Here is a 17,661-nt window from a genome sequence, read left to right on the forward strand (position 1 = left end):
GCCAACTGTTGCATGCGGCTGACCACCGCCGGCTTGCTAACTGAAAACGTAACACTGGCAGCCCAAAATTACCACCTATTACGGCTCAGTTGGTGACGTTGCGCCGGTAAAGTAGCAAGTAGCCCACCACCAGCACGCCCGCAAACCAGCCCAGGCTGTACCACTCGTGCTTGGCCAGTTCGTGCGCCACTTCCAGCCCGGCTTTCGTCATCTTCATCGACATGGCCGTGCCCAGCGGGGCGGCGTACGGAATCTTGTCGGCGTGTTCCCATTGCAGCAGCGCAATGGTAGCTACCACAGCCCCCATGCCCACGCCCACCGGTACTACAAAGGAGCGCCAGTACAAGCTTACAATGTACTGCACCGCCAGCAGGCCCAAGGTGGCCACGTAGGTGCGCAGCAGCATCCAGCAAACCACCTCAAAAGGAATAGCATAGGTTTGGAACCCGAGTTTGGGCTTGAGCACGCCCAGCAAAGCGCCGGCACTTAGCATCAACCCGGCAAAGAGCAGCAGCGCCACCGCATTCAGCACCAGAATCACGAGCAGTTTGGAGGCAAACACGGCGCCGCGCCCCACCGGCTGCGCGTACAGATGCTTCCAGGCGGTGGCCTTGGTTTCGATGTGCACTACTAGGCTGGTCAGTAGCACCACGAACAGCGGCAGCAGCAACGTGCCCGCCGTTTGCCAAGCCGTGCTAATGAAGCGCGGCCACGGCGTACCACCCGCTTTCAAAATAATGTCGCCCTTGAAAAAGTAGATGCAGAACGTCAGCAGCACCGGCAGCGCCCCGCTAACAAGCGTGAGCCGCAAAGCAGCCGTGCGGCGTAGCTTCAGCGCATCGGCGGCCAGGGTGCGTCGGAGTTGGGTGAGGGCGGCTGGGGCAGCGGGCAGCGCCGAGAAGGAAGGGGATGTCAATGTAGATTCCATAATTCAGGATAGAAAAGACGGGGTAAGAATGGAGTATTTAGTAGCAAGTACTTGGTAGTAAGTATTCAGTAGTAAGTGGTCTGGCTACTGAATACTTACTGCCAAATACTTGCTACTCACCTCTCACTAGCTCGGGTTTTGCCTCGGTGAGGTGTAGGAAGGTATCCTCTAGGCTGGGCTGCTCTAGGCGCAGGCCGTAGAGCGGCTGGCCCGCTGCCACCAGCGCGGCGGCCACTTCGGCGGTGTGGTCGTTGGAAGTCCAGGGTAGCCAGAGGGCACCGGGCGCAGTTACCACGGCGTCGGCCAGGAGGCGGGGCAACAGGTTGCGGCAGGTTTCGGCGCTGTCGGTTTCCAGCACCAGCCGGGCCCGCCCGGTTTGCAGCTGCTGCAACTCCCGCAAGCTACCCTGAAACACCAAGCTACCCTGCTGAATTACGCCAACGTGGGTAGCCACCTTCTCGATTTCGCCAATGAGGTGGCTGCTGACCACGATGGTTTTGCCGTGCTCGGCGCGCAGCTTGCGCAGCAGCTCCCGCATTTCAATAATGCCGTTGGGGTCGAGGCCGTTGGTGGGCTCATCGAGCAGCAGTAGGTCGGGGTCGGAGAGGAGGGCAATGGCGAGGCCCAGGCGCTGCCGCATGCCCAACGAGTACTCGCGGGCGGGCCGGTGGGCATTATCCGTGAGGCCGACCAGCGCCAGTACTTCGGCGGTGCGGCTGGCGGCTACCCCGCGCAGGCGGCGGGTGGCTTCCACGTTTTCGTGGCCCGTGAGGTGGTCGTAGAGCGAAGGGTTTTCGATGAGCGCACCCACCCGGTTCAGCAGGGCCACTCGGTGCCGAGCCAGGTCGTGCCCAAATAGGTGGATAGACCCAGCCGCCGGCCGCAACAGTCCCAGCAACAGCCGCATGGTAGTGCTTTTGCCCGCCCCGTTCGGTCCCAGAAAGCCATAGATGCTGCCTGGCTCTACGTGCAGGTTCACGTCGTGCAGGATGGGGCGCTTACCGAAGCGGAACGAGAGGCCGCGGGTTTCGAGTAGAGGAGTGGCTGACATAACGATAGGGGAGAAGGAAGACGACAGCAAACGTAGGGGAGCCAGCTATATCTGCGGAGCGCTATTCAACCAACCCGGCTGTTGGGTGCTCCAACACCGGGTTCAGGGCAGTGAATCATGATTTAACGGCTTGGCACGAGTGCTCCTGCTATTCACCGCCCGGCGTGGCCAGTTGGCGGCGTGCCCCACCGGGTTCATTGAAAATCAAGCCCTCTGGGTGGTAAACCCTGTATTTTTAGGCATGGAAGTATCATCTGTATTCGTTGCTGGTTCCGAGCGTAGCATATCCGCCGACAAGCAACTAGGCTGGTGGGCGCGGCTACGGATTTTGCTGGGGGCAGCCAACTGGCCGGCCACTTCGGAATCGGGCCGTATTCCCCTTTGGATTCATGGGTTGCTGTGGCTATGGCTGCTGGGCCTCGATACCCTCAAAGCCAGTAATGCTGTGGCCCGGCTGCCGCACTTTCCGGTTGGCCCGGCCGAATGGCAGCCGCTACTGGCCACGCTAGGGCGGCTGCTGCTGGAAGACGTAGGCAGCGCCACGCTTTTTTATCTTACCTGGCGCTGGTTGGTGCCGCGTACACTGGGCCGGGGCCGGGTGGTAGAGTACGTGGCGCTGGCAGCCGTACTGGTGCTGCCCTATGCCGGCTTGGTTGGCTGGGTGATGCCCCAAGTGTTCAACGACAAAATACGCATTGCCACGGCCAAGACTACGGCCTTCACTACCAAATCGAAAAAGCCGGTTACCATAGTAGTGCATGGTAAAAAAATGCCGGTAACCGAGCCGAGAGAATGGTTGCAGCTGTTTGGCGCCAGCATTGTAGGAACACTGATTGTAGGCAGCAGTTCGGCGTTGCGCATTACGGGCGACTACCTGCGGGGCCAGCGCAACCGCCGCGAAATGGAGCGCCAACAGCTACTCATCGAGTTGGCTATGCTCAAAACCCAAATCAACCCGCACTTTCTGTTCAACACGCTCAACAACATCTACTCGCTCACCAGCCGCAAGTCCGATAAGGCCCCAGAAGCCGTGCTGCGCCTCTCCGAAATCATGCGCTACCTGCTCTATGAAAGCAGCACCGACACCGTGCCGCTTAGCCGGGAACTGGCCCATTTGCGCAGCTTCCTGGATTTGCAGCGCCTGCGGTTGTCGGCCACGGCTCAAGATGCCATTCAACTGACCGTAACCGGCGCCCCCGCCGACTGTGCCCACCCGATTGCGCCGCTGTTGCTGCTGCCACTGGTGGAAAATGCCTTCAAGCACGGCGACCTAGCCGCTCGCCCCGTGGCCGTGCAGATTACGCTGGAACTGGCATCCGATGGGCAGTTGCGGTTCTCGGTGCTCAACCACGTAGCCCCCGCCGACGCCGAGCGGGAGCTACCCAATCAGCCTGGCGGGGTTGGCCTTGTGAATCTGCGCCGCCGCCTGGCGCTGCTCTACCCCGGCCGCCATACCTTGCAAGTGCAAACGCCACTCAATCAGCACCTCGTGACGCTGGTCTTAGGGTAAGACGGTTTGAGGGTAGGAAGGCAGGAAAGGTTCTTGCTGCTCATTGCGTGCTATCCTCAGTCCCCAAACCCTCTTACTTTTAACCCTCTCTACTCTTACACTTCCATGACCTGCGTTATTCTCGATGATGAGCCGCTGGCTCTGGATTTGCTGGCCGACTATTGTGCCCAGGTGCCGGGGCTGAAGCTGCTGGGCCAGTTTGATGAGGCGCTGGTAGGCCTGGCTTTCCTGCAAGACAACCCCGTGGACGTGGTGTTTCTGGATATTCATATGCCGCGCCTGACGGGCCTGCAACTCGCGCAACTGTTGCCCCAGCCCGGCCCGCGTATCATCTTCACCACCGCCTACGACCAGTACGCCGTGCGCAGCTACGAGCTCAACGCCACCGATTACCTTCTGAAGCCCGTTGCCTTCGAACGGTTTGTGCAGGCAGTACAGAAAGTCCGGCAACAACTGACGCCGGCGGCTCCGTCTGCCGTTTCTGCTGCACCCGCCATGGCTGAGGTGTACCCAACGGCGCCGGATGCCATGTTCGTGAAGAACGAGCACCGCTTGCAGCGCGTCGCTTTCGATGATATTCTCTATATCGAGGGCATGAAAGAGTACCTTATGATTTATACTACCACTGGCAAGGTGCTCACGTTGCAGTCGTTTCGGCGGGTGGAGGAAGTGCTGCCGCCTGAGCGGTTTGCGCGCATCCACAAGTCCTTCTTAGTATCCATGAGCCGCATCGAGCACGTGGAGCGGGGCAAAGTGCAAGTAGCCGGCCGCTTACTCCCCATCGGTGACACCTACCGCGAGTCGTTTGCCGCCCTTATTCGGACCTGGCAGCAGTTGTAGTGAAAGCCGGAATAGTGCTTTGCTGCTATACCAGGGGCACTGAAAAACAGAGTAGCCCGAAAAAACGCCAGCCACTCCTTTTGCAAGAAGTGGCTGGGTAATGCTGCAATGGTGTGCGGGAACAGTGCTATTATTTGTAATCCGAATGCTAAATTAAATGAAATTATTTAACTGCTAGCTTCTTAGCTATTTCGGAAGTATGGCGGCCCTGGTAGCGGGCACCCTCTAATTCGTTGGCACTTGGCTGACGCTCGCCTTGGCCACCGGCCACGGTGCTGGCGCCGTAAGGAGTGCCGCCCGTTACTTCCTCGTGGCCCATCTGGCCCTGCCAAGCGTAGGGCAGGCCCACAATCACGAAGCCGTGGTGGAGCAGTTCAGTATGGAATGCGCGGAGTGTAGTTTCTTGGCCGCCGTGCTGAGTAGCGGTGCTCACGAAGGCGCTACCTACTTTGCCTACCAATGCTCCTTTGGCCCATAGCCCGCCGGTGCTGTCCATGAAGGCCTGCATCTGGCCGCACAAGTTGCCGTAGCGGGTAGGCGTGCCAAATACAATGTTGTCGTAGTCTACCAGCTCGTCAGGATTGGCTACGGGGATATGCTCGAAAGCCTTTTGGGCACCGGTAGCGCCGGTTTTATCGAGTACTTCCTGGGGCAGTGTTTCGGGCACACGCTTAATTACCACTTCGTTGCCTTCCACTTCGCGGGCACCTTCAGCAATGGCCTCGGCCAACTTATACACGTGGCCATAGGTGGAATAAAAAAGGATCAGGGTCTTCATGAAAAAGGGGTAGGGTTAAGTGAGAGAAAGAAAGCAACTGCCTATTGGAAGTACTGCCAAGCTAATCATTTGCGGGGTTATACGGTGCAAACATATGTAGGTACATTTTATAGAAGATAGATTTTATAAAAAATAAATTTTGCCAGCCTGAAAGCCCGTTGCTATTGCCAGCAAGAAAAATTTAGCACCATGTTACTACCGCATGCAACCGTAGCGGGCGGGAACGGGCTCTAGTGGTTGTAGCCGGCCAGCTGATAAGGTCGGCGCTGGTATTTTGTTTAGTTAGCTTGCCGCCTATGCAACTTATATACGTCCACTACGCACCGGCCCAACGGGGGCTGCGGTTTGCGGGGGCACACGGTACCGGCTTCGGGAGCCGCGTGGCGCAGTGAGTGCGCTTTCGTCTTTGGCACTGCGGCCCTCTAGTGGGCTGCGGGGGCTGCTAGCCGGTGCATCCGCATCGTCGTCATCATCGACTGAGGCTTTCACTTCGCCTGTTCCTACCGTGCGCCAACTCACGCCGCCTTCTCAGCTAAGCGAGGCCGAACTAATTGATGGCTGCTTAGCCGGCAGTCGGCTGATGCAGAAATACTTATACGAGCGGTTTTCCGGCCGGATGATGGCTGTATGCTTGCGTTACGCTCAAACCACCTTCGAGGCCGAAGACGTGTTGCAGGAAGGCTTTATTACCGTGTTCCGTAACTTAGGCAGCTTCCGCCGCGAATGTCCGCTGGAGTTCTGGATTCGGCGTATCATGGTAAACGCTGCTCTGCGCCAGCACCGCCGCAATGCGCCGCTGGTAGCCGTGAGTGAAGGCGAGTACCCGGAAGAGCTGGCCGGCGAGGAATTTACGCTGGCCAACTACGGTTTCGAGGACCTGCTAGCTATTGTGCAAGAGCTGGCCCCACGCTACCGGATGGTGTTCAACCTGTTCGCCATTGAAGGCTACGGCCACAAAGAAATTGGGGAGATGCTTGGCATTTCCGAAGGCACCAGTAAATCACAGTACTCCCGGGCACGGGCAATTTTGAAGTCGAAAATCGAGCGTCTCGACGCACAATCCAAGCATGGCCACTTCCGCACCTAATCCTACTCCCGACCCACGGCCCACCGGCGACTTGGAGCATCTGTTTCGGCAGAAGTTCGCAGAAGCCGAGGTGACGCCGCGTGCCGGCCTCTGGGAGCAACTCGACCACGAGCTGCTTGTTGAGCAAAACAATACCTACCGGCGCAAGCTCACGTGGCACCGCTGGGTGGCTGCCGCCTGCCTGCTGCTGTTCTTCAGCGCAAGCGGCTGGGCTATTCTGCGCAAGTGGCAGAACTCCACCTCCAGTGTAGCCGAATATAGCACAACCACCAACTCCTCGGGTACCCGTGTAGCGGCCAATAACCAAGCCACCGCTGCCACTGGTGCTGCTGCGGCTAGCGCCGAAGGCCAAAAACCAACCGGCAGCGCTACTGATACCAACAACGGCCTGCTAGCTTTGGAGGGAGAATATATTTCGGCCGATGCTACCCGTTCAACCCTAAGCCAAGCTCCAGGTAGTGAATACGACGCTTACGCTGCTCAAATAGCTGCCGCTGGCCAAGGCATATCAGAGACTAGCCGCAGCCAAGCCCGTCAGGGCCGCACGTATGAGAGCAGTGAGGTAGGCGCCGAATCGGTATTTGCTGGGAGCCGCTACCCTGGCCTAACTTCTAGCGTGGCTGCGCAGTTTGGTGCCAACTATGCTACCGAAAGCAACGCCAGCCTACCAGGCTGGAATGGGTTGACGCCGCGCTTCGCCAACCTGCGCGGTGGCTGGTTGGGTGCCCGCCCCGATACCCTGAAAGCCTCGTTGCTGGCCGTGCCGCAGCCAGGCGCTCTGGCCGCGGCCAAAGATGAAACCCAGCCGCCTGCCAAGCAGTGGCGCCGGTTACGCCTAGGGGCTACGTACGCCGCTGCCTCCTACAACCCCAACATCAATTTCTCGCACAGCGACGGCCGTGTGCAGGCTGATGCCGTTACCAATGCCCTGCGCAACTACTACCAAGACGACGCTGAAACCGAATACCGCCGCAACCTGCGGGCCGGCCTTAGCCAGCGCGTTGCCGTTACGGCCGCGTATGCTCTCAATAAGCACTGGACCTTGGTTTCCGGAGTGGAAGCAGCCGAGCAGCACGCTACTTCTGCCACCAGCTACGGTTTTATTGATGGCCGTCAGGTGAGCCGCCAGGTGGCCAATTTATTTGATAGCCGCGGCAATAATGCCTTCACTTCGGGCGCGGCAGCGGTAGCTCCAACGGCTACCCGCAAAACCTCGTACCGCTACCGGACCATGGCCGTGCCAGTGGAAATCCGCTATGGCTCTGCGAAACCTGGCACCTCGCTCTACGCTAAAGTAGGCGCGGCTGTCGGCTTGCTGTTGGGTACTCGTTCGGAGCTGGAAGGTTCGCCGGAGGCTGCCCGCGTGTATTCGCTGGGTTCCTCTGATTCGCCGTATCGGCAGCTGCAAACCTCGGTACGGGGTGGAGCCGGGGTGCGCTACCAACCCGCCGCTGCTAGCTGGAGCTTGGCACTAGGTACCACCACCGAGGTTGGTTTGACTACCCTCAACGCCAACCCTAGCCAGCGTGCTCTCAACCAGTCGCGGCCTTACAGCATCGGGCTAGAAGCCAGTGTGGATTTCGGTAGCGCGAAACCCGCCGCCGTAATGCCGTAGTGAGTTACAGTCTTTTTGCCTTTCTCAGTTTATGCTTCGCATTCTTACTTGCTTGATGGTCGGGCTTTCCTCACTGTTCATTACGGCTTGTAGCTCCGTGGCCGATGATGATATGAGCCCTGCTTGCGTCAGTAATTTTGCTGATACGCTTATTGCTCAACTTCTTGCGCAGCCCAAGCAAACACCAGTCGCCGAAATCACGCAGTACACTTACCAAGGCCAAACGGTGTACCTCGTAACGGGAGGTAGCACGGCTGGCGCGGCAGGTACTACCCTCAACTACCTGTTCGATACCTGTGGCAACGTACTCTGTGCTGCCACAGGCGGCCCCAACGGACAAGGCGACGGCCGCTGCCCTGGTTTCCAAGCCAGTGCTACCAACCCGGTCCTCGTTTGGCGCGATCCGCGCTGATGATTGAGGGAGTTACGACATGCTATTATCCGCCCTGATTTGTACAAATGATGAAAACACTACTCTTTCTTTTGACTTGCTGGGTGATGCTGGGGTTGGTACAGTGTCAAAAAGACGCAGATGTAGGCCCTAAGCAGTGTTCGGGACTGATTCAGGCAAAAATAGAGGAGCTTCAACGCAAGCCCAAGCAGAACCCGGCTGCCCGCATCTACGAGTATCAGTATGATGGCCGCACGGTGTACACCATTTCCGCCGACTGCTGCGACCAGTTCAATACCCTGTACGATGAGTGCCTGAACCCCATTTGCGCGCCCAGCGGCGGCATCACAGGCCGTGGCGACGGCAAATGCCCCGACTTCGCAGCCAAAGCCACCAACGAGCGGCTTGTTTGGCTCGACCCCCGGTAGTATCTCTCAGCCCTTGCAGATTTCCTGTCCATCACATCCACTTCCAATGATGAAAACGTTACTTTCTCTCGCAACAGTTGGGTTAGTGTTAGGCTTGGCTTCCTGCCAAAAGGAAGAGGTAGAGCCAGCGGACGTGGTCTGTAAGTTCCCAGTGACAACAATTTGTTCTGATGGTACTTACGTGGCCAGGGATGTGCTGGTGGGGATGCGCGAAGCCAGCACCTTGCCACAGACGTTTCAACTGTTTAACAGCAATGCCTTTGTAATTAAATCGGTGATGGGGCCGCTGTATATTTCCAGTCTGCCCGCCGATAGCATCGACTACGTAGTGCGGGAGTTGAACCGGAAGGCGTATATCAACTCCGGGGCCTGGAAAGCCGTGAAAGATGGCAACGTGTATCTGCACTACCAGACCCGCGCCCTCACCGTTATTCCGCGCTTGCTGGACATGACAGTAGCCAACCAGCAAGACTGGGCCGCCACCGTGCAGCGCCTGCAATTGCAGGAGCAGCCTACCATGGTGAAATCTTGCTATCTGAATGTGCCGCTGTGCAGCGAGAAGTATTGGGTGAGCCAACTGCAACCGAATCCGCTGGTGAAATGGGCGCAGCTCAACAATATTATCCGCATTCAGCCCGGTGGGTAAGTCAAGTTGTCTGGCCGCCGCAGGAACAACCTGAGTGTAACTATTGAACAACCTTGCCCGGATTTCTCTCGTGGAGGAACGACAATACCGTTACTGATGACGTCCCGTTTTCAAAAACCTCTTCGCGTTGTCGGGGAGGTTTTTTTGTTTGCCAGGAAACCTCCACTTTGCTAATGCAGTTATCAAAGGCTGACCTTTTTGTCAACCCGGTCAGGCAGCTACTCTACCGCACATGAACTATCAGCTTACCTCGGAATTCAAACCCACCGGCGACCAGCCGCGCGCCATCAAGCAGTTGGTGGAAGGCGTGAACAACGGCGAGCCGGCGCAGGTGCTGCTCGGGGCCACGGGTACCGGCAAAACCTTCACCATGGCCAACGTAATTGCCGAAACCGGCAAGCCGGCGCTGGTGCTGTGCCACAATAAAACCCTAGCCGCCCAGCTCTACGGCGAGTTCAAGCAGTTCTTTCCCAACAACGCCGTAGAGTACTACATTAGCTACTACGACTACTACCAGCCCGAGGCCTACATTGCCAGCACCGACGTATTCATCGAGAAGGATCTGGCCATCAACCAGGAAATCGAGAAGCTGCGGCTGCATACCACCTCCACGCTGCTCAGCGGCCGCCGCGACGTAATTGTTATTGCGTCGGTTTCGTGCATCTACGGTATTGGCAACCCCGAGGAGTTCAGTAAAAACGTGATTTACCTGGCGCCCGGCCTGCGGTACTCGCGCAACAACCTGCTCTATCAGTTCGTGCAGATTCTGTATTCACGGACCGAAATGGAGTTCACCCGTGGCTCGTTCCGGGTGAAGGGCGACACGGTAGACATCTTCCCAGCCTACGCCGACTACGCGTACCGCATCTTCTTCTTCGGCGACGAAATCGAGGCTATCCACAAGATTGACCCGGTGAGTGGCAAGAAGCTGGCCGACGAGAAATCGGTGACGCTGTACCCAGCCCAGTTGTTCGTAACCGGCAAAGACACGCTCAACCAAGCCATCAAGGAAATCCAGTTTGATATGGTGCAGCAGCACGCCTACTTCGAGAAGGAGGGGCGCGACTCAGAGGCCAAGCGCATCATGGAGCGCACCGAGTTCGACCTGGAAATGATTCGGGAGCTGGGTTACTGCTCGGGCATCGAGAACTACTCGCGTTACTTCGATGGCCGCAACCCCGGCACCCGCCCGTTCTGTTTGCTCGACTACTTCCCCGACGACTACTTGCTGGTAGTGGACGAAAGCCACGCCACCATGCCTCAAATCCGGGCTATGTGGGGTGGCGACCGAAGCCGCAAAACGGCCCTTATCGAGTACGGTTTCCGCTTGCCTTCTGCCCTCGACAACCGCCCGCTTACCTTCAACGAATTCGAAAGTATGTACCGCCAAGCGGTGTTTGTATCGGCAACGCCCGCCGATTATGAGCTGACCCAGGCCAATGGTGTGGTGGTGGAGCAGATCATCCGACCTACGGGCCTATTGGACCCCGAAATCGACATTCGCCCTTCGGTGAACCAGATTGACGACCTGCTGGACGAAGTAGACAACCGTGTGAAGCAAGGCGACCGGGTGCTGGTAACCACGCTCACCAAGCGTATGGCCGAAGAACTCCAGAAGTATATGGAGCGCCTGGGTATCAAGTCCAGCTACGTGCACTCCGACGTAAAAACGTTGGACCGGGTGGAAATACTGCGGCAACTGCGCCTCGGCGAAATTGACGTACTGATTGGCGTAAACCTGCTGCGCGAAGGCCTTGATTTGCCCGAAGTCAGCCTGGTAGCCATCCTCGACGCCGACAAAGAAGGTTTCCTGCGTGACCAACGCAGCTTGATCCAGACTATGGGCCGCGCCGCCCGTAATGATAGAGGCAAAGTCATCATGTACGCCGACCGGATGACTGGCTCTATGCAGCGCGCTATTGATGAAACCAACCGCCGCCGCGCCACCCAGTTGGCCTACAACCAGGAGCACGGCATCACGCCGCGCACCGTGCGCAAGAGCCACGCTGAAATCATCGGCCAGACTTCTCTCTCCGATTACCGCATTGTAGAGCCACAGGGCTACGCTGGCCCCGACACAGATACCGCGCTGGCCATTGCTGCTGAGCCGGTGGTGTCGATGATGACCAAAGTGGATTTGGAGAAGCTCATCAAGCAAACCGAAAAGCAGATGGAAGCCGCTGCCAAGGACCTCGACTTCCTCACCGCCGCCAAACTCCGCGACGAGCTGGCGGCCCTCAAGCAGGTGCTCAAAACCAAGCGCGACTAAGCGTTCTGGTATAGTTCTTAAAGAAGGGAGATGGGCAGCCACGGTGGTTGTTCGTCTCCCTTTTTTGGTGCAGTAAACTCTTGTAGGCTTGACGCCAGATGGCTGCGTTGGGTATGCGTTTTTACAAGTATAAATCCACCATGCGGCGCCAGGCGGCCGGGTTGTGCGCTTCGCCTTCCCAGATGGGTAGTTCGTGACGGATGTCCTTGCTGGCTAGCTGCTGGCTTAGGAACAGGTTGTCTTGCAGAAAGGCATCTTCGTTGCCGATGGCCAGCGTGATTTCCAGGCGCCGTAGCTGGGTGAGGTAGAACTCGTCGGCGAGGTGAGGGATGAAGCGGTTGGGCGTGTTCAGGTACACGTTTTCATCAACGTAGCCCTGGAATAAATCCTGGAAGGTGGCCATGCCCTGGGTGAGGTCGTAGCGGCCACTCATGCCCACCACTTTGCCAAACAGATTAGGGTGCCGGAACGCGAGGTTGACGGCGTGGTAGGCGCCCATGCTACAGCCAGCGGCAATCAGAAACGGGTTGGGGTTTTGGGCCACGCTCAGCGGTAGTACCTCTTCCAGAATGTATTGCTGGTAACGCAAATGGCGACAAATCCGCTCCGCTGGGGGCTTATTGAAGGCGTAGAGGCTCTCGGCATCAATGCTGTCAACGCAGTACACTTGCAGCAGCCCGGCCTCAATTTTGAGTTGCAGCGCCTCAATTACCCCCCAGTTCTCGTAGTCGTAAAAACGGGCTTTGCGGGTGGGGAAAAGCAGCACCCGCGCCCCGGTTTCGCCAAAAACCAGCAGCTCCATTGGTCGGCCTAGGGCAGTACTATCCCATTTATGATATTCGCGACGCATCAGCAAGTCGTTCAGTTGACACTAATAAAAGGTGGACTGTTCTGCTGGTGGGGTTAGGATTGGAGGCGTAGAATGCGGTTCAGGTGGGCACTGATTTCTTGCTGCCACAGGGCATAGCCTTGGGGCGACAGGTGCAGGCCGTCGGGCTCGAAAAGCGCCGGCTGCGGATTGCTCCGCTCATCGAGCATCGGGTAGTATAGGTCGAGGAAGGAATAAGGTGGGCCTTGGCTGGTAATCAGCCGGTTGATACAATCGTTGGCGTACTCGATGCTGCCGCGCAAGTGCAGCCGCGCCAAACTTAGTTTGATGGAAATGAAACACACCGGAATGTCGCCGAGGCTGCTTCTGATGGCGGCGGCTAGGTTCTCGTAGAACAGCACCACCTCTTCAGGCGTACGGCCGTCGCCGAGGTCGTTGTCGCCGGCGTACAGGACCACCATAGCGGGTTGGTGCTGGGGTACCACTCGCTTGAAAAACCACGCGCAAGCCGCCAGTGTGGAACCGCCAAAGCCTAGGTTTATGGCCTGAACTTGCGGAAAGCTGCGTTCCAACTCGCGCCAAAGCGTGAACGTGGAGCTGCCATAGAACACCACCTTCGGTAGGCTGGTGTCGGTTACTTCCTTGGCTTCGAGCTGCCTTATTTCCTCCTGGTACCACTGCATTGCTTGCCAATAGAAAGCGCCGGGCGCGTGAGCATAGTGAATTCAGGCTCAAGGTAATGGTCAGCGGGCTGGCATCCAGCCACACTTTCAGGCACGGCAAGCAAAGGTCGGCGGAAACTGTGACCTAGCGTTTACGCCAATGTTAGGAATTGCCGACTTACGACGGCCGGTAGTCGAGGGCCAGAATCCGGTCTTTGTACTCGGTGGGTAGCAGCCCTATTTTGGCCCACTTGTTCAGGGCCAGATGCTGGGTGCGGCGGTATAACGGCAGCAGCAGCGGCAGCCAAGTCCAACGGCCCAACTTCAGCAACACTCTGACGCGCGCCGGTACTACCAGCCGCTGCGCTTGCAGCAGCAACTTGTAGCGCAGAGCGCCCAGGTGCCGCCGGTATTGATGGTACAGGTCGGCAGTGTAGTGGCTGTGAATCAGATTCTGGTCGAGGTGCTGCTGCCGAACTGCCAGCCAGGCGGCGTGGGAAATGGGCAGGTCGGGTACGCCCATGCGCTGGCCCACCCGGCAAAACACCTGGAATACTTCTTCTTTCTCGGGCTCCGTGAGGGGCCGTTCCAGCACCTCAAACGCTCGAATGGAGTAGTCGATGAGCAGGAATAGTACGTCGCGGTAGGCCCAGGCTGGAATAGCCATACCGCGCTTGGCTTCCACGGCTCCGTGTATGGCGGCAATGGTATCAATGGCCCGCTCGGCGGCGGCGCGTTCGGCAAACACAATCTGGCGGGCGTAATCCACGGTGGAGAAAAGCCGGGCCAGCGGGTCGGCGGGCAGCTTGCCGGTGAAGTACAGCCAGTCCACGGCCTTGTTTAAGGCAAACTCGGCGGCGGCCCCTGCAAAGATGAATAGCACTGTATCGGCCTTGCCCCAGATTTCACGCACCACCGACCCTTGAGCCACAAAATATTCCATAGGTAAAGCAAGAACACCAGAACAGACACAAAAGTATTAAAAGTACTTTGTATTGCAAAGTTAAACTTGATTTCCATCACACTAATGTGAAGTTTCGCCTACCGGCCCGTCTGCTCTTTCTGCTTGAAGAAGTGCTTCGGCGGTTAACCTAAAAGAAAAAGAGGCAGCCGATTGGCTGCCTCTTTTGTGTGCTTGCGCTGTGGCGATTTGCTGATAATAGTTCGGCCTCAGGGTTTCACGTTAGCTTTAGTGGTTGATGAGCAGGCGCTTGTTAACCACTTTTCCGTTGGTGATGAGCTGACAGTTATACACGCCGCTGGCCCACGAGCTGGCATCCAACGAAACTTGGTAGAGGCGGCTGGCTTCTACGGTACCGTTGTAGAGCGTGGCTACCAATATGCCTAGCTGGTTGTACACCTTCACCTGTGCTGTGCCCGCCTGAGTTGGCTGGAACGACACGGTAGTTTGCTCCGACACGGGGTTCGGGTAGGCGTTCAGCTGTGGTTCACCGAGGGCAGCTTTCGGTTTGCTACTGGCTGTGTTGGCGTTGGTGCAGGTGTTGTCGGCTAGCACGGTTACCGTTACGGTTTGGGTACTTATGTTGCCAGAAGCATCCACGCAGCGCAGGGTCACTTGGTTGGGGCCGATGTTGGCACAGGTGAACGTGCGGGGGCTAATCGTCATCGACACAATGCCGCAGTTATCGGTACTGCCGTAGTCGATGTCGGCGGCTTCAATGGTGCGCGCGCCGTTCTGTAGGCTTACCTGCAAGCCCGCCGCTCGCAGAGTTGGCGCCGTATTGTCCACTATCAGCACCGTTACGGTTTCGGTGGCTACGTTGCCGGTGCTGTCGGTTACGGTGATGGTTACGTTGTTGGGGCCGATGTTGGCGCAGGTGAACCGGCTGGGGCTGATGCTCATGGAGGAAATGCCGCTGCCTACGTCGTAGCTGCCATAATCCACGTCGGCGGCCTCAATAGTGCGGGTGCCGTTGGTTTCCAGTGCTGTGAGGAAACCGGCCGCCAGGATGGTAGGTGGCGCGGTGTCCAGCTTCATACCGTCGCCGAGGTAAAAGCCAGTATGAGGCGGCTGGTTGTAGGCTACGTTCTGCCAAGCAATGCTCATGCGGTAGTGCGAGTCGTGCATGAGTGTGTTCATGCGGTACTGCGTGGGAATGGTGGTCGTGAAAATCAGTAGTTCTTCGTTGTTGGTATGGCGCCAGATAACCTCTTCGCGCCAGTCGCCAAATAGGTCGGCGCTCAGGTTAGGAGTGGCTTTGGTGGTGTTGTTGGAAGCACCGCCCAGGGCCGCCACGCTCAACATGGTATTGAGGCGGCTGTTCTGCCAGTCCCACTTGCTGATGGTCACGTTGTCCAGGGATTCGCGCAGTAAGTCACCGTCCCACCACACCGCAAAGTTGATGTGGCTGGGCCGGGCCGTGGAAATCTGGGTGCCATTAGCAGCGTACAAGCCGCCCCGGCTGCTCCACGATTCCGAGCCCAGGGTGCGAGGGTCGAGGTCCATAGTCATGCCGCGCCCAACGTCGCCCTGGTTGGGGCCGGGGGCGCCCCAGATGAGCGTGCCAGTGCGTGCGTCGCGGAAGTCGTTGGGGGCGGAGCCGTACTGGCTTTGGGTTTCGTGTACCGAGAAAACCTCCAGGCCGGGACGAGCCGGGTCGAAGTCGGAAACGTGCATGGCGTCGCCGTGGCCGCGGCCGGTGCTATACATGCCTTTGCCGTCGTCATCGATGGCCATCGAGCCGTACACAATTTCATCTTTACCGTCGTTGTCCACGTCGGCTACGCTCAAGTTGTGGTTGCCTTGGCCGCGGTATGCCAGGTTGCCGGGCGTGCCGTCGTTGCTGTCGAAAATCCAGCGCTGGGTGAGCTGGCCATTCTTGAAATCCCAAGCCACTAGCACCGAGCGGGTATAGTAGCCGCGGCACATCACTAGGCTGGGGTGCACGCCATCTAGGTAAGCTACGGCCGCCAAGAACCGATCCACCCGGTTGCCGTAGTTGTCGCCCCAAATGGTGTTGAGTTGGGCTGGGGTGGGATTGTCACCGATGGCTGGGTCGGGGTGACGTTGGGGCAGGTAACGCACGCTTGGATAAGCGGCGCCGGTCAGGCCATTGAACACGGTGAGGTACTCAGGGCCGCGCAGGATGTAGCCGTTGGCATTGCGGTGGTCGGCGTTGGCATCACCCAGCACTTGTCCGGTACCATCCACGGTAGCATCGGCGGTTTTGCAGGCCACTTCGGCCTTGCCGTCGCCATCCAAGTCGAACACCATAAACTGAGTGTAGTGCGCGCCGGCCCGGATGTTGCGGCCCAAATCAATGCGCCACAGTTGGGTGCCATCCAGCTTATAAGCATCCAAGTACACGTTGCCAGTGTAGCCGCTCAGCGAGTTGTCCTGGGCATTAGAAGGGTCCCACTTTACAATGATTTCGTACTGTCCGTCGCCGTCTAGGTCGCCCACTGAACAGTCGTTGGGGCTATAGGTGTAGGCTTGGCCGGTAGGCGTTACGCCAGCCGCGGGGCGCTGCAAGGGCAGGCGCATGTACTGCTGGGCCCATACTGGCGCAGTTTCCGGCGTAGCCGGGCCACCCGATACCAATACGCCGTTCTGCACGGGCAGCACATAGTAGCTGGTGCCAGGCGAAGAGTCGGGGCTTTCGTCTACGAAGTTGGTGCTGGCCGTGAGTGGCGTAGCGTTGAGCTTGGTAGCCGAGCCGCCCGCCGATTTGCGGTACAAATCGAAGCCCACGTTGGGGGCATCAGTGGCCAACAAACGCCAGCTCACGAACACCTTGCCGTTTCCTTGGTCAACGGCTACTACGCCGCGGCCCAGCGTTTCCATCTGGCGTACCGAGGGGGAGCTACCTTGTGCCAGGGCAGTGGCTGGCGCACCCAACGAGGCTGCTAGTAGCCCGGCCATAGCCAGCTTTCCGGCGCCGTGCCCGAGCTGGCGCCGGAGGTAGGCCGGCAAGCCCGACAAGGATTGGTAAAAAGTTTTTTTCATAACGGTGGGGGTTAGTGCCAGTGAAGGCGGTGGAAAAAGGCCCGCAGGCCCAGGAATTCTTGCGCAAAAAATGGAAAGCAGCTGCTTATATGCGCCAAACGGGTAGTTCTGGACACTAAAGGCACAGAGGCTGGTACTAGCTTAAGCTGAGCTAGAAGCCGGGTTTGGAGGGCATCGAAATCGGGTATGTTGCCAACCGGGGTAGTGTCTGGGCTAGTGAGCTGCGTATATCGGTGCATCCAGCGTTGCGCCTGTGCAGCGTGGGCCGGCCAGGCTAGCCAAGTGCGCACGGCACAAGTCTCCGCTGGCGAAGACTGCCACTGTAGGTAGCGCAGATAAACGTCAAAAGTCACCGGGTTAACCATAATCACCAAAGGCGCATTAGCCCCTTCCTCTACAAACGACACCCGACATGCCTCATACCCTTAGTCCGAGCAAAACTTTTTTCTGAGAAATATTCCGATGAAGGCTAGTGATTTGGTAATGACCGTGTTGTAGTGTCGTGGTGATTCAACCGGGTGTACGGTAAGGCTACCTGATAAATGCTTTTGAGCATGGAATGCTATGGCCACCAGGACAAGGCATAGGATGTTTCCTGAACAGTGAAAAGTAAGTAATTACTACCCTTGGCTTTTGATGCGCTGCCAGCCATGAGAGTAC

Annotated in this window: 15 protein-coding genes; 8 read left to right on the forward strand and 7 right to left on the reverse strand. The window is 57.9% G+C overall.

Annotation, left to right across the window (positions count from 1 at the left end):
- Positions 1–85 precede the first annotated feature (85 nt).
- Together G536_RS0102725 and G536_RS0102730 are read right to left on the reverse strand one after the other, a co-directional pair.
- Positions 86–928, reverse strand: coding sequence for an ABC transporter permease (locus G536_RS0102725; RefSeq protein WP_084708460.1), 843 nt, complete (start codon positions 926–928; stop codon positions 86–88).
- Positions 929–1,040: 112 nt separating this feature from the next.
- Positions 1,041–1,979: an ABC transporter ATP-binding protein gene (locus tag G536_RS0102730; protein ID WP_022822049.1), complete on the reverse strand. Its 939-nt coding sequence runs from the start codon at positions 1,977–1,979 to the stop codon at positions 1,041–1,043.
- A 139-nt stretch (positions 1,980–2,118) separates the two neighbouring features.
- Here G536_RS0102730 and G536_RS30220 point away from each other — a divergent pair, with 139 nt between their 5' ends.
- Together G536_RS30220 and G536_RS0102740 are read left to right on the forward strand one after the other, a co-directional pair.
- Positions 2,119–3,489: a sensor histidine kinase gene (locus G536_RS30220; RefSeq protein WP_022822050.1), complete on the forward strand. Its 1,371-nt coding sequence runs from the start codon at positions 2,119–2,121 to the stop codon at positions 3,487–3,489.
- A 105-nt stretch (positions 3,490–3,594) separates the two neighbouring features.
- Positions 3,595–4,329: a LytR/AlgR family response regulator transcription factor gene (locus tag G536_RS0102740; protein WP_022822051.1), complete on the forward strand. Its 735-nt coding sequence runs from the start codon at positions 3,595–3,597 to the stop codon at positions 4,327–4,329.
- Positions 4,330–4,492: 163 nt separating this feature from the next.
- Here the strand turns inward: G536_RS0102740 and wrbA are convergent, their stop codons facing one another.
- On the reverse strand, positions 4,493–5,107 hold the full coding sequence (wrbA, locus tag G536_RS0102745; protein ID WP_022822052.1) for an NAD(P)H:quinone oxidoreductase: 615 nt from the start codon (positions 5,105–5,107) through the stop codon (positions 4,493–4,495).
- Between the two features lie 388 nt (positions 5,108–5,495).
- Between wrbA and G536_RS0102750 the strand changes: the two genes are divergently transcribed.
- The 6 genes from G536_RS0102750 (at position 5,496) to uvrB (ending at position 11,543) form a co-directional block, all read left to right on the forward strand.
- Positions 5,496–6,194 carry an RNA polymerase sigma factor gene (locus G536_RS0102750; protein WP_026879774.1) on the forward strand — a complete coding sequence of 233 codons (699 nt, stop codon included), beginning with the start codon at positions 5,496–5,498 and terminating at the stop codon, positions 6,192–6,194.
- The gene (locus tag G536_RS0102755) at positions 6,175–7,809 is read left to right on the forward strand and encodes a hypothetical protein (RefSeq protein ID WP_157530344.1); all 1,635 of its coding nucleotides are present in this window, start codon (positions 6,175–6,177) and stop codon (positions 7,807–7,809) included. Before G536_RS0102750 ends, G536_RS0102755 begins: the two co-directional genes overlap by 20 nt.
- 31 nt (positions 7,810–7,840) lie before the next feature.
- On the forward strand, positions 7,841–8,221 hold the full coding sequence (locus G536_RS25975; RefSeq protein ID WP_157530346.1) for a DUF6970 domain-containing protein: 381 nt from the start codon (positions 7,841–7,843) through the stop codon (positions 8,219–8,221).
- Positions 8,222–8,271: 50 nt separating this feature from the next.
- Entirely contained in the window at positions 8,272–8,628 is a 357-nt protein-coding gene (locus tag G536_RS25980) for a DUF6970 domain-containing protein (RefSeq protein WP_026879775.1), read from the forward strand.
- A gap of 151 nt (positions 8,629–8,779) precedes the next feature.
- On the forward strand, positions 8,780–9,274 hold the full coding sequence (locus G536_RS0102770) for a hypothetical protein (protein WP_157530348.1): 495 nt from the start codon (positions 8,780–8,782) through the stop codon (positions 9,272–9,274).
- A gap of 232 nt (positions 9,275–9,506) precedes the next feature.
- Positions 9,507–11,543, forward strand: a complete 2,037-nt coding sequence (gene uvrB, locus G536_RS0102775; protein ID WP_022822058.1) for an excinuclease ABC subunit UvrB — start codon at positions 9,507–9,509, stop codon at positions 11,541–11,543.
- Positions 11,544–11,664: 121 nt separating this feature from the next.
- Here uvrB and G536_RS0102780 read toward each other — a convergent pair whose 3' ends face one another.
- The 4 genes from G536_RS0102780 to G536_RS25985 all read right to left on the reverse strand — a co-directional run bounded on the left by G536_RS0102780 (position 11,665) and on the right by G536_RS25985 (position 17,001).
- Positions 11,665–12,393 (reverse strand): esterase family protein, encoded by a 729-nt coding sequence (locus G536_RS0102780; RefSeq protein ID WP_022822059.1) that lies wholly within the window; start codon positions 12,391–12,393, stop codon positions 11,665–11,667.
- Positions 12,394–12,446: 53 nt separating this feature from the next.
- Positions 12,447–13,055, reverse strand: a complete 609-nt coding sequence (locus G536_RS0102785; protein ID WP_022822060.1) for a GDSL-type esterase/lipase family protein — start codon at positions 13,053–13,055, stop codon at positions 12,447–12,449.
- A 157-nt stretch (positions 13,056–13,212) separates the two neighbouring features.
- Complete coding sequence (locus G536_RS0102790; RefSeq protein WP_022822061.1) at positions 13,213–13,977, reverse strand: oxygenase MpaB family protein; 765 nt, start codon at positions 13,975–13,977, stop codon at positions 13,213–13,215.
- Positions 13,978–14,223: 246 nt separating this feature from the next.
- Positions 14,224–17,001 carry a rhamnogalacturonan lyase family protein gene (locus G536_RS25985; protein WP_022822062.1) on the reverse strand — a complete coding sequence of 926 codons (2,778 nt, stop codon included), beginning with the start codon at positions 16,999–17,001 and terminating at the stop codon, positions 14,224–14,226.
- Between the last annotated feature and the right edge of the window lie 660 nt (positions 17,002–17,661).

Origin of the sequence: Hymenobacter norwichensis DSM 15439 (genome assembly GCF_000420705.1) — a bacterium.
In the GTDB taxonomy this organism is placed as follows: domain Bacteria; phylum Bacteroidota; class Bacteroidia; order Cytophagales; family Hymenobacteraceae; genus Hymenobacter; species Hymenobacter norwichensis.

Coding starts and splice junctions, on each gene's coding strand:
- G536_RS25985 (WP_022822062.1), bottom strand. CDS start 17,001: ATGAAAAAAACTTTTTACCAATCCTTGTCGGGCTTGCCGGCCTACCTC.
- G536_RS0102780 (WP_022822059.1), bottom strand. CDS start 12,393: ATGCGTCGCGAATATCATAAATGGGATAGTACTGCCCTAGGCCGACCA.
- wrbA (WP_022822052.1), bottom strand. CDS start 5,107: ATGAAGACCCTGATCCTTTTTTATTCCACCTATGGCCACGTGTATAAG.
- G536_RS0102725 (WP_084708460.1), bottom strand. CDS start 928: ATGGAATCTACATTGACATCCCCTTCCTTCTCGGCGCTGCCCGCTGCC.
- G536_RS0102790 (WP_022822061.1), bottom strand. CDS start 13,977: ATGGAATATTTTGTGGCTCAAGGGTCGGTGGTGCGTGAAATCTGGGGC.
- uvrB (WP_022822058.1), top strand. CDS start 9,507: ATGAACTATCAGCTTACCTCGGAATTCAAACCCACCGGCGACCAGCCG.
- G536_RS0102785 (WP_022822060.1), bottom strand. CDS start 13,055: ATGCAGTGGTACCAGGAGGAAATAAGGCAGCTCGAAGCCAAGGAAGTA.
- G536_RS25975 (WP_157530346.1), top strand. CDS start 7,841: ATGCTTCGCATTCTTACTTGCTTGATGGTCGGGCTTTCCTCACTGTTC.
- G536_RS25980 (WP_026879775.1), top strand. CDS start 8,272: ATGAAAACACTACTCTTTCTTTTGACTTGCTGGGTGATGCTGGGGTTG.
- G536_RS0102730 (WP_022822049.1), bottom strand. CDS start 1,979: ATGTCAGCCACTCCTCTACTCGAAACCCGCGGCCTCTCGTTCCGCTTC.
- G536_RS0102740 (WP_022822051.1), top strand. CDS start 3,595: ATGACCTGCGTTATTCTCGATGATGAGCCGCTGGCTCTGGATTTGCTG.
- G536_RS0102755 (WP_157530344.1), top strand. CDS start 6,175: ATGGCCACTTCCGCACCTAATCCTACTCCCGACCCACGGCCCACCGGC.